Genomic DNA, 11,796 nt, shown 5'->3' with positions numbered 1-11,796 from the left:
AAAGGTGATTGTATGAAAAAGATACAGAGGGAAGACGGGCAGGCCACGCGCGAAAAACTCCTGACGTGCGCGGGCCGGCTCATCGCCGCCAAGGGCTACGAGGCGACGACGAGCAAGGAGATCTGCGAGCTCGCGGGCACGAATCTCGCGGCCGTCAACTACCATTTTGGCAGCCGCGACGGCCTCTACGAGGAGCTGCTGCGCGTCGTGCACCAGCACCTCATGAGTCTCGACGCCATCCAGGACATCGAGGCCTCCGCCGCACCGCCGCGCGCGAAGATTCGCCGCTTTCTCGCGACTTTTTTGCGCCAGACCCTCATCAAGCCGTCCTGGGAGCTGCGCGTCTGGGCGCGGGAACTCCTGCATCCTTCGCCGCTCTTCGAGGAAATCTTCACGCAGAACATCGTGCCGAAGCGGGACCTCATGCTGCGCATGTTTGCCGAGTACACGGGGCTCGCGGCCGACGACGTGCGGCTGCGCGGCATCGTCATCGGCTTCATGGCGCCGTTCGCAGCAGCCTTCCTCATCCATCAGGAGTCACAGTATGAAGTCCTCTACGAACGCGAGCTCTCGCTCGTCACGCTCGTGCGCAGCCTCGAGCAGTTCGCCTTCGCGGGACTCGATTCCTTTGCCAATCCCAGCAAAACGTGAAAATGGAATAAGCCTTCACCGGAGCCCTGCGGGGCTCCTTTTTGTCATGGCGGACGGATGTTGCTATAATATGGGTGTGAGAAGACAAACGGAAAACGGGAACGGAGGGACTCCAATGGAACCACATGGACTCATCATCGTGCATACGGGCAACGGCAAGGGCAAGACGACGGCGGCGCTCGGCCTCGCAATGCGGGCCTGGGGCGACGGGCTGCGCGTGCTCATCCTGCAGTTCATCAAGGGCGGCTGGAAATACGGCGAGCTGCAGGCCATCGAGACGCTCGCCAAGGCGGACGGACGCATCCGCGTCGAGCAGTGCGGCCTCGGCTTCACGCGGCGGCATCAGCAGGAAGGGGAGGAGAACAAGCATCGCGAGGCGGCCGCAGCAGCCCTCAATAAGGCGCGCCAGGCCATCACGAGCGGCAGCTGGGACCTCATCGTGCTCGACGAGATCAATTACGCCGTGAAATTTGGCCTGATCGAAGAGGAGGAGATGCTTGCGCTGCTTGAGGAGAAGCCGCCAGAGCTTCACCTCGTACTGACGGGACGCGAGGCTGCGCCGGCCTTAATCGAGCGCGCCGACCTCGTCACGGAGATGCGCGAAATCAAGCATCCGTATCAAAAGGGCATCAAGGCGCAGAAGGGCATCGAATTCTGACCCCTTGCAATCTGACAGAAAAGCTTGTATAATTTACAACATGACACATGAACGTGTTGGTTTATATGAGTTCGCATGGCAAGTCGTCTGCAATGGATAGACATACGGCCACGAACCAGGTTAGGAGAGTTGTTTATGAGAAGCGATATTGTCAAAAAAGGTGCGACGCGCTGCGCCCACCGTTCCCTGTTCCATGCCAACGGCTATGGTCCGGAGGACCTCCAGAAGCCGCTTATCGGCATTTGCAATTCCTTCAATGAAATTATACCGGGTCACATCCACCTGCGCGAGATTGCCGAAGCCGCCAAGCTCGGCGTTGCAGCGGCGGGCGGCACGCCCTTTGAGTTCCCGGCCATCGGCGTCTGCGACGGCATCGCCATGGGCCACACGGGCATGAAGTATTCGCTCGCAAGCCGTGAGCTCATTGCCGACTCGATTGAAGCCGTCGCGATGGCTTCGGGCTTCGACGGCCTCGTGCTGATCCCGAACTGCGACAAGGTTGTGCCGGGCATGCTCATGGCCGCTGCCCGCCTCAACATCCCGGCCGTCGTCGTTTCGGGCGGCCCGATGCTGCCGGGCCGCTTCCACGGCCACGATGTCAGCGTCAGCCAGGCCTTCGAGGCTGCCGGCAAATTCGCAGCCGGCCAGATGGACGCTGTCGAGATGGCAGATCTCGAGTCGAAGTGCTGCCCGGGCTGCGGTTCCTGCGCCGGCCTCTTCACGGCCAATACGATGAACTCGCTGACGGAAGTCCTCGGCATGGGCCTGCCGGGCAACGGCACGATCCCCGCTGCCTACACGGGTGCCCGCCGCCTGCTCGCCAAGCGCGCCGGTGCGGCCCTCATGGATCTCATCAAGAAGGACATCAAGCCGCGTGACATCATGACGCGCGAGGCCTTTGAGAACGCCATCACGGTTGACATGGGCATCGGCGGCTCGTCGAACACGGTCCTGCATCTCACGGCCATCGCACACGAGGCCGGCATCGAGCTGCCGGCACCGCTCTTCGACGAGATCTCGCGCCGCACGCCGTACATCACGAAGCTCAGCCCGGCCGGCAAGCATCACATGACCGACCTCAACGAGGCTGGCGGCATCCCGGCCGTCATGCATGAGCTCTCCAAGAAGGGCCTCATCCACCTCGACGCCCTGACGATCACGGGCACGGTCGGCGACCGCATCAAGAATGCCGAGGTCCTCAACCGCACGGTCATCCACAGCGTTGATGACCCGTACCGCAAGGAAGGCGGCATCGCCATCCTCAAGGGCAACCTCGCGCCGGACTACGCCGTCGTCAAGGCTTCGGCCGTTGCTGCCGACATGCTGACGTACACGGGCAAGGCCAAGTGCTACAACTCCGAGACGGAGGCTTGCGACGCCATCATGGCCGGCGACATCCACGACGGCGATGTCGTCGTCATCCGCTACGAGGGCCCGAAGGGCGGCCCGGGCATGCAGGAAATGCTCAACCCGACGGCTGTCATCACGGGACGCGGCCTCAAGGTCGGCCTCATCACCGACGGCCGCTTCAGCGGCGCCAGCCAGGGTGCCTGCGTCGGCCATATCTCGCCTGAGGCCATGGAGGGCGGCCCAATCGCCCTCATCGAAGACGGCGACGAAATCACCATCGACATCCCGAACCGCAGCCTCTCGCTCGCCGTCAGCGACGAAGAGCTCGCCAAGCGCAAGGCCAACTGGAAGAAGCCGGAACCCAAGATCAAGACCGGCTACCTCTCCCGCTACGCCAAACTCACGACGTCAGCCAGCACCGGCGCCGTCCTCAAATAACGCTTCATCCATATTGCAGTAAAAAACGAGCCCGGCAGGATTCCCCTCCTGTCGGGCTCGTTTTGCACCTCATCGCGCAGCTAAACGAAAAAAGGCGGGGGCGAGGGAGCAACGCTGCGCAAAGTCGGCTGGCTAAAGGTTTTTTTCCTTTCTAACGAAGCCCGACGAATGTGCGAAACGCGCGCTGCTTGAACGACGCCTATTCGTCAGGAAGTTGGCAAGGAAAAAATCCCTTCTTAACGCCAGGCGCCAACGCTCCGCTTATGCTCCCTCGTCCCCTCCATGCGATCGCGGGCAATCGCTGCACGCCTCCAGGCGGAATACATCCCTCCGCTTGGGCTCATTTTCTTCGGCAGAACAAGAACGCCGCAATTCGCGTGCTGTCCCCGCGCACGGGGAAAGTGGCCCGGAGGGCCGAAAGGGGTCCATGGGCGGATAGCATATGAAGGAAACCAGTTTGCAGAAAGTATCAAGCATCGTACTCCGCGCACGGAGAAGGTGGCCCGCAGGGCCGGAAGAGGTCCTTGAACTGGTGGGCATGAACAATGATCGATTGCAAGTCTTTACATGCAGCATAGCCCCGCGCACGGGGGCGCGAAGCGCGGGATGCCGGTGGCATCCCCGGGTGTGCCCCAAAGGGCCGAAAGGGGTCCATGGATACATGAATAGTACGTTTCTTTCAAGCCGTTTCATGCCGTTTGATCCAGTCGAGAAGATCGCTTTGTGTTCTATCCCCAGAAGCAATAGCCAAAATGATGGTCCATAGCTCTTCCTGCGTATAGGTCAACGTCTGTCCATTTATCGCCAGGAACACAAGCATACAATGCGCACCAATCCTTTTGTTGCCATCGACCATGGCATGGTTCTTTACGAGTCCGTAGCAAAGGCGAGCTGCTTTTTCCTCAAGAGACGGGAACAGCTCAGTGCCAGAAAACATCATGAATGGAGACGCAAGAGCGCTTTCCAGCAATCCTTCATCGCGCACTCCTTCTGTTCCGCCGGTGTACGAGAGGAGTTCTTCATGCATCTGGATGACTTGATGCTTTGTCAGCCGAATCATTTGGCAAGCACCTCGTATGCTTCTTTATTCTCCTTCATGAGCCGGCGGGAAACGGCCATGACATCTTCGTCTGCCATGGTCGACTCCTCCTGTATCTTCTGGAAATCCAGAACCAGATAGCGCGGCACATTGTTTTTCAGAATAAGGACAGACCCCTTCTGGTCCACCATGCGGGCAACCTTTGAAAAGTTCTGATTAGCTTCGGTCATGGGAATGAGATTATCCGTATTGATATTCATAATTATCACCTCTTTCTTTATTGTATCGTAGAGATAGGATGATTTCAACCTAGATAATATCCCCGCAATGAGTCCATGGATAAATTTTTACGCACGATTAAGGTCACTGCAGGATGTATCTCGGCTTCAGCGCGCAGCTAAACGTAAAAAGGCGGGGACGAGGGAGCAAGGCTACGCGAAGTCGGTCGGCGTCCCCTTTGGGGAAGCTGTCGGCGCAGCCGACTGAAGGGGAGCCTGCAAGCCGTGACGCGTAGGCTCGATGTAAACAGACGTAAAAGACGCTGCAGGATGCATTCCGGCTTCAGCGCGCAGCTAAATGTGAAAGGCGGGGACGAGGGAGCAACGCTACGCGAAGTCGGTCGGCGTCCCTAAAGCCTTCCCCTCTGGGGAAGGTGGCAGCCGAAGGCTGACGGATGAGGTCGGGGAAGCTGTCGGCGCAGCCGACTGAAGGGGAGCCTGCAAGCCGTGACGCGCAGGCTCGATGTAAACAGATGTAAAAGACGCTGCGGGATGCATTCCGGCTTCAGCGCGCAGCTAAATGTGACCCAACTGACTATGAGCAGCAAAGGTACTTCGCCGCCTGCCGCGGCGTTCTGACATCCGGAGTGAAGAGCCTTTGGTGTGGGCCCCATCCCTGCGGGCAATCGCTGCGTGCCTCCAGGCGGAATACATCCCTCCGCTTGGGCTCTTGCCCTTCGGCAGAACAACCAGCGCAGCAAGCTGCGCAGCCTTCCCCACGCACGGGGAAGGTGCCCCGAAGGGGCGGAAGAGGTCCATGGAGAGCGGGGAAGAACAAAACTCAACTGCAAGCCCTTGCAAGCGTCGTAGCCCCGCGCACGGGCGCGAAGCGCGGGATGCCGGGGGCATCCCCGGGTGTGGCCCGAAGGGCCGAAAGGGGTCCATGGAGGCGAAAAACGGGAGCATCCCGTCTCAACCTGCATGGGTTGACGGGATGCTCCCGTTGCATTCTGGTGATTTTTGCCTTTAGACCGATCTGCTGGCATGGACGAGGTGCATGACCTGCTGCATGGTCTGGCGGAGATTCTGCTCGGTGGTCGTGCGGCTCATGGCCTCCTCGAGCGTCATGGGGGCGTGCAGAATCGGGAAATACGCGTCGATGCCGTGCTGATTGACGCGTTCGGCTTCGCGCGTTGCGCAGCCGCAGAGCGCCACCGTCAGGCAGCGGGGCTGGCAGGCCTTGGCGAGCTGGGCGACGCCGGCCGGGGCCTTGCCCATGGCGGTCTGCTGGTCCATGCGGCCTTCGCCTGTCACGAGCAGGTCCGCTTCGGCGAGTGCCTTGTCGATGCCGATGGCGGAAAGGATGAGGTCGACGCCTGGCGTCAGTGCACCGTGCAGGAACACGTGGAACGCAAAGCCCAGGCCGCCGGCCGCGCCGGCACCGGGCAGCTTTTGGCCTTCGATGCCGCTTTGCTTCTCTGCAAGTTCCGCAAAGCGGTGGATGTCGCCATCCATGCGCCGGATGATTGCTTCCGTCGCGCCCTTCTGGGGGCCGAACACGCGCGAGCAGCCCTCCTCGCCGCAGAGCGGGTTCGTGACATCGCAGGCAATCTCAAACGTGCAGTCTTTGAGGCGGGCATCGGCCTGCGCCATATCGAGGGAGGCGACCTCAGCGAGATCTCCGCCCATGATGCCCGCGGGACTGCCGTCGGCCTTTTGGAAGCGGAAGCCGAGCGCCGTCAGCATGCCGAGGCCGCAGTCGTTCGTCGCACTGCCGCCGATGCCGATGATGAAGTGACGGCAGCCGTGGTCCATGGCCGCGAGGATCAGCTCGCCGAGGCCGAACGTCGTCGTGTGAAGCGGGTTGCGCTTCTCTGGCGGTACGAGCGTGAGCCCCGAGGCATCGGCCATCTCGATGATTGCCGTTTTCGTATCCGGCAGGAAGCCGTAGCGGCTCGTGATTCTCGTGCCGAGCGGCCCCGTGACGGGAACTTCGACAATGCGGCCGTGCAGCCCCTGCGTCATCGCGTCGACCGTGCCTTCGCCGCCGTCGGCCAGCGGGAACACCTGGACATGGTCTTCAGGGTAAACGTCATGGATGGCCTTCTGCAGGACCCTGCCGGAATCCATCGAGGACATGCAGCCCTTGAACGAATCAATCGAAATCACGATATTCATAGACAACCCTCCTTGGAATCAGGAACGAACCTGAAAACACCGGCGAAACATCAGAGCAGGATGAGGGAAGCCAGGAAGATGGCGAGCATCGAGACAATGCCGACGACGAGCGTCATCATCGTCTGCGTGCGGTAGCCGTCCTGCGGGTCTATGCCCGTGAAGTTCGTGACGACCCAGAAATAGCTGTCGTTGGCGTGCGATACCGTCATGGCACCGGCACCGATGGCCATGACCGTGAGCAGCGCGGCCATTTCCGTATTGAGGCCGAGCGCCGTCATCATGGAAGCCGAATCGGAGAACATGCCCATGATGCCGGCCGTCGTCGTGATGGCGACGGTGGAGGAGCCCTGTGCCGTCTTAAGGATAGCCGAGATCAGGAACGGGAAGAAGATGCCGACACTCGCGAGGAAATCGGCGTTGGCCTTCATGAATTCGACGAAGCCCGCCGCCGTGATGACCTTGCCGAGCACGCCGCCGGCTGCCGTGATGAAGAGGATCGGGCCGACGGTCTTCATCGTCTCATCCGTGACATCGTAGAAATCCTTCATCTTGCCCGTGGCAACCAGAAGGTACACGGCGAAGAACAGGCCAACCGTCAGTGCGATGATCGGCGTGCCGAGGAACTTGATGCCCGTGGCCATGACGCCCTGCATGCCGGCCATCGTGACGATGGAGCCGAGTGCCATGAGCAGGATCGGGATGACAATCGGGGCGAACGAAGAAGCTGCGCCCGGCAGCTTGCCGAAACTCTTGACGAGTTCATCGTAATCCTTCTCGGCCGCGGCATCCTCCTCACTCGTCTCCTTGACGGGGATGTTCTTCTTGGCGATGTGCAGCGAGAAGAAGTAAACGGCCAGCAAAGCCGGAATGGAGGCGCAGACACCGACGAGGATGACGGCCGCCAGATTGTCGGCGACGCCCAGCGAGCCGGCCGCGGCAATCGGGCCCGGCGTCGGCGGGATGAAGACGTGCGAGGTGTAGAGGCCGCCCGAGAGGGCAACGGCCATGCCGACGGGGCTGATGCCCTTGATCTTCTTGCAGATGGCCTTGCGGATCGGGTTCAGGATGACGAAGCCGCTGTCGCAGAAGACCGGAATCGAGACAATCCAGCCCATGAGCATCATCGCGAGCTGCGGGTGCTTCTCACCGACGCAGCGGATGACGACATCGGCCAGCCGGATGGCGGCGCCCGTGCGCTCAAGGATCAGGCCGATCAAGGCGCCGAGGATGATGACGATACCGATGCTCGCGAACGTGCCCGAGAAGCCGGCGCCGATGATGCCCGGAATCTTGGCGAGCGGCAGGCCCACGACGATGGCCAGCAGGAGCGACGTACCCATCAGCGAAAGGAACGGATGGATTTTCCATTTGGAAATCGCAACAATCATTAGGACAATGGCGAGGAAGAATGTGATCAGAAGGGGTATTCCTGTCATGATAAAACCTCCTTTTACAATGCGCATACCATTTATTGTATGCATGCTATAATTAATTTCATATATAGTATAGCACGCGAAAACGAGGAGGTTGTATAGTACAGATACCATATATTATTGGATATTTATGTATATGGTACTATTGAAAGATGATGTGTTCGGCGGTGTTATGCGCGTTTGCTGCGCTTTTCTGTTTTTGCCGTCTGGTCAGCTGTCTTCATGGAAGCCTGCGAGATGCAGATCCTGATAGAAGTAGAGGACGACGTAGAACACCGCGCTGCAGCGCAGCGAACGCGGGTCATAGCCCGTGCGCGCCGCGATCTTTTTGAGATGCTGCTGCAGCGTGTTCTTGTGGATGTAGAGCGCCGCGGCCGTCTGCGTGATTGAGCCGTCATGCTCGAAAAAGCATTCCAGGGTATGGATGGCGTCGGCGAGTTCAAGCGGCGAATAGCCGTGGAAAATCTTCTTGACATACTCGCGCTTGGCCGTCAGCGGGATGAGGTCGGCGAAGATTTCCATGTTGATCTCATCGTACCCCTTGATGCGCACCGTGCCCTTGCGATGGCACGAATAGAGGGCCTTGCGTGCCTGCTCAAAGGCCTGCCGGAGCTTCGTGTTGTCGGCGGCGGGGGAGTCCAGTCCGAGGCAGAGTTCGGCGCCGCGGCTCTGCGCACAGGCCAGGAGCCTCCTGGCAAAGGCACGCAGCTGCTCCTGCGAGCGGATGTCCGTCAGGAATACGATCATCTGGCTCGTCGCGAGCGTGCAGCAGGCCGCATCGAGGCGCTGCGCCTCCATCTCAAGCTGCGAAAAGATATCATTCGCACGACTTGGGTCCGGGATCTCCTCGAAATCCGCCACGACGATGCGGCGCGGCACGCTGAGATCGATGTCGAGCATATGGCCGCGTTCAATCTGCTCCTTGGAGAGGAACGTCTCGCTGTGGTCCAGGAGCTCGCGCAGGAAAAGCTGACGCTGCTGCTGCAAATGGTTCTGCAGGCGCTGATACTCCTGCTCGTGCACGAGCAGCTCCGTCATCTTGCGGATGACATTCGCGAGCGGCAGGATGCTCTCATAGGGCCCCGTGATGCCGAGCACGCCGATTGGCTCGCCCTCGACCTGCAGCATGAAATTCGTGCCGGGCCGCGCGCCGGGGTACTCGTCATCCCGATAGATGCGCAGCTCATCGAGATTGTCCTTTATAATGCGGGCCGCCGCGCCATGAAAGGTCTGGACGCGCTCCGGGTCCGTGCTCGCGATGATGATCCCTTCCTTGTTCATCAGATTGATTTTCTGCGGCAGGACCGTGTTGATTTCCTGCACGATTGCGCGCGCCTGCTGCTCCTGAAGTTCCATAGATAATCCCTGCTTTCACCGCTTGTCCGACGTATCTCTTTCCATACATTCTACAGCCAGCACATTTTTCCTGCCGGAGCAGCCGCGCAGAGGAAACGAAGGCAGGTCGACCGCAACGACAGAATCCACTTTTCCAACAATATCTGAGCCTTCTACGCCGAGAACATCACGGGTCACGATGTCGTCGACGATGAACTCGTGGGCGGCCTGCGCGTGATTGACGCGGCGAAAAAGAATCTGGCACAGCTGCAGGAAAAATTATCGACGAGTGCCGTAAAACCCCACCCTTTAGGGCTGGGGATATAAGGCGCGTCCGCCGAATTTACGTAAGTAATTGAAGGCGGACAACTGCCGGCTTTCGTAGTATAATGAACTTAACCTAAAGAATACAAAAGAAAGGAGAAGCCCTGCCAGAATAGATACTGGACGAATCGAAAACCAAGGCTCATTGTGAGCAACCAGTTCTTAGCGGGTTGAGGTTGCGTGTATCAACCTGTCGTAATTTAAAGACCTTACGGCTGTAAAGATAACAAGCATTCACATACACAAATACCGTGGGACACACGGGAATTCACGCTTTTGGAGATTGTGTAAGACGAATAGGCTTAGGTCGATTCGCAACGGTCGTTGAATTAAGAATCCCCTGCGTTTACGCATGGGGAGTGTCAACCAAGTAAAAAATATGCTTCAGACGCTAAAAGCCAGATACTACTAAAACGTTCATTGTTTATTGCAAAAAGCCAGCATTTATGCTATCCAGGATTTAAACGGTCATAGATATGTCATCCTTCGCTATGAAGGATGAAGCAGTCTGTGAGCCTGTACGAAACGGTTAGCTTGATGCTGGCTTTTTACGAGTCTTATTGGTTTGTACGTACTTTCGGAGCGCCTGACCTGATGATCAGGCAATGCATGGTTCGATTTTATCGAGTTCTGCTTTTAGGCAAGCCTTTTGGTTGCGAATATCAATATCATTCTGAAGATCGATGAAATATCGATCACTGACGCCGAAATACTTGCCGAGACGCAGGGACGTATCGATCGTAATCTTGCGTTTGTTGCGCAGGATTTCCTGGATCCTTGATACGGGTACATGGATATCTTTAGCCAGTCGATAAGCGGATATCCCCATCGGCTCCATGAATTCTTCCCATAAGATTTCGGATATCGTTGGCGTTGGAATCGTATTTCTCATGTTCAATCACCTCTGCTTCAATGATAATCTTCGATTTGCACATCATAGAACTGATTGCCACTGTCCACTCTGAAGCAAATTCGATATTGCTTGTTGATGCGAATGCTGTATTTATCCTTTCTTTGGCCAGAAAGCTGTTCCAAATGATTGGCCGGTGGAATCCGTAAATCGTTTACAGAACTGGCATTATCAATCATCATTAATTTTCGTAGTGCAAGTCGCTGAATAGACTGTGGGAGTTTTTTAGAGAACTCCTGCTGATAGACTTTGGCGGTTTCTTTATCGCGAAAACTAATTATCATGGTTCCATTATACCCGTAAAACAGGTATAAGTCAATGACTACGCAATCCTCGACGCCAGACGGCAGGACGGCTACACGAAGATCGTCTTCCCGCTGCACCACATCGACCGCAACGACCGCATCCACTTTTCCAACAATATCCGGGCCTTCTACGCCGAGAACATCACGGGTCATGACGTCGTCGACGATGAACTCGTGGGCGGCCTGCGCGTTTTCGACAAGACAGTCTACTGCGATTACAGCACCATCGTGCTGAAGCACGGCACGGAAGAAATCACCATGCACCCCGTCTGCTGGGAGAAATTCCCGTATGAAACGGAACGCGATTTGCAGGACCGTATTGAAAAGATGCCTGTCCTGCCCCTGGGCCTCTGCCTGCCGGACCGCAACAGCTACGACATCCACACGCAGCTGCTGACCTTTGCCGTAAAGCCGTTCGCCTATGTGAAAGAAAAACTCACGTCTCCAAGTATTACCTTGAAGTTTAATCGTGATGCCGCTAGGAAAATCTGTACCTGGAATCGTCCGTACCGGATATTCGGGCAACTGAAAGGTGATAAGACATCTTTCATTTTGTGGGATAAGGAACTCGGCGTATTTTATAACGAAAATCCGAATAGTATTCATAACTATAAGAAAGCGGCAGAAAAAGGATCACTGAAAGCACAACTCGCTTTAGGTAATTGCTATTGCCAGGGCATTGGTGTAGAGAAAGATGAGCAAGAAGCATTTCACTGGTATTTGCAGGCGGCAAATCAGGGCAATATGGATGCGCAATATTGGATTGGTTACTCGTATGATCATGGACGAGGTGTGAAACAAGACTATGAACAGGCTATAACGTGGTACCGGAAAGCTGCGAACCAAGGCGATGCTCTTTCGCAAAGTAATATAGTAAAAATATTAAATGAACAACAAAGAAGCCTGATTCAAAGAATTAACAGGATGCTCTAAGGAGCAGGCTCCGTTTTCTGCTGT

The 11,796-nt window shown here is 57.2% G+C and carries 11 protein-coding genes; 4 read left to right on the top strand and 7 right to left on the bottom strand.

The features are described from left to right. Positions 1–12: 12 nt before the first annotated feature. From DWZ54_RS05345 to ilvD, 3 genes are all read left to right on the top strand, one after another. Entirely contained in the window at positions 13–651 is a 639-nt protein-coding gene (locus DWZ54_RS05345; protein WP_118474805.1) for a TetR/AcrR family transcriptional regulator, read from the top strand. Between the two features lie 115 nt (positions 652–766). Next, a complete protein-coding gene (cobO, locus tag DWZ54_RS05340; protein ID WP_118474804.1) occupies positions 767–1,309 on the top strand; it encodes a cob(I)yrinic acid a,c-diamide adenosyltransferase in 543 nt (180 codons plus the stop codon). A 135-nt stretch (positions 1,310–1,444) separates the two neighbouring features. Then, complete coding sequence (gene ilvD, locus DWZ54_RS05335) at positions 1,445–3,097, top strand: dihydroxy-acid dehydratase (protein WP_118016503.1); 1,653 nt, start codon at positions 1,445–1,447, stop codon at positions 3,095–3,097. Positions 3,098–3,776: 679 nt separating this feature from the next. On the opposite strand, the gene DWZ54_RS05330 is transcribed toward ilvD, so the two are convergent. The 7 genes from DWZ54_RS05330 to DWZ54_RS12010 all read right to left on the bottom strand — a co-directional run bounded on the left by DWZ54_RS05330 (position 3,777) and on the right by DWZ54_RS12010 (position 11,079). Continuing rightward, positions 3,777–4,157: a type II toxin-antitoxin system death-on-curing family toxin gene (locus tag DWZ54_RS05330; RefSeq protein WP_118474803.1), complete on the bottom strand. Its 381-nt coding sequence runs from the start codon at positions 4,155–4,157 to the stop codon at positions 3,777–3,779. Next, positions 4,154–4,396, bottom strand: coding sequence for a type II toxin-antitoxin system Phd/YefM family antitoxin (locus tag DWZ54_RS05325; protein ID WP_118474802.1), 243 nt, complete (start codon positions 4,394–4,396; stop codon positions 4,154–4,156). Before DWZ54_RS05325 ends, DWZ54_RS05330 begins: the two co-directional genes overlap by 4 nt. Positions 4,397–5,380: 984 nt before the next feature. Then, a complete protein-coding gene (locus DWZ54_RS05320) occupies positions 5,381–6,532 on the bottom strand; it encodes a glycerate kinase (RefSeq protein WP_118474801.1) in 1,152 nt (383 codons plus the stop codon). A 50-nt stretch (positions 6,533–6,582) separates the two neighbouring features. After that, the gene (locus DWZ54_RS05315; RefSeq protein ID WP_118474800.1) at positions 6,583–7,968 is read right to left on the bottom strand and encodes a GntP family permease; all 1,386 of its coding nucleotides are present in this window, start codon (positions 7,966–7,968) and stop codon (positions 6,583–6,585) included. 207 nt (positions 7,969–8,175) lie between these two features. After that, positions 8,176–9,321 (bottom strand): sugar diacid recognition domain-containing protein, encoded by a 1,146-nt coding sequence (locus DWZ54_RS05310; protein ID WP_118474799.1) that lies wholly within the window; start codon positions 9,319–9,321, stop codon positions 8,176–8,178. A gap of 901 nt (positions 9,322–10,222) precedes the next feature. Then, positions 10,223–10,516 carry a HigA family addiction module antitoxin gene (locus DWZ54_RS05305; RefSeq protein WP_118474798.1) on the bottom strand — a complete coding sequence of 98 codons (294 nt, stop codon included), beginning with the start codon at positions 10,514–10,516 and terminating at the stop codon, positions 10,223–10,225. Positions 10,517–10,533: 17 nt separating this feature from the next. Beyond that, a complete protein-coding gene (locus tag DWZ54_RS12010; protein ID WP_233541628.1) occupies positions 10,534–11,079 on the bottom strand; it encodes a type II toxin-antitoxin system RelE/ParE family toxin in 546 nt (181 codons plus the stop codon). Between DWZ54_RS12010 and DWZ54_RS05295 the strand changes: the two genes are divergently transcribed. Then, the gene (locus tag DWZ54_RS05295; RefSeq protein ID WP_158573620.1) at positions 11,068–11,772 is read left to right on the top strand and encodes a tetratricopeptide repeat protein; all 705 of its coding nucleotides are present in this window, start codon (positions 11,068–11,070) and stop codon (positions 11,770–11,772) included. The two genes, DWZ54_RS12010 and DWZ54_RS05295, sit on opposite strands and share 12 nt — an antisense overlap. Positions 11,773–11,796: the final 24 nt, after the last annotated feature.

The sequence above is a fragment of the Mitsuokella sp. AF33-22 genome, assembly GCF_003475755.1.
GTDB lineage: Bacteria > Bacillota > Negativicutes > Selenomonadales > Selenomonadaceae > Mitsuokella.
Note: the sequence above shows the minus strand (reverse complement) of the source record. Positions and strands in the feature narration are given on the sequence as shown.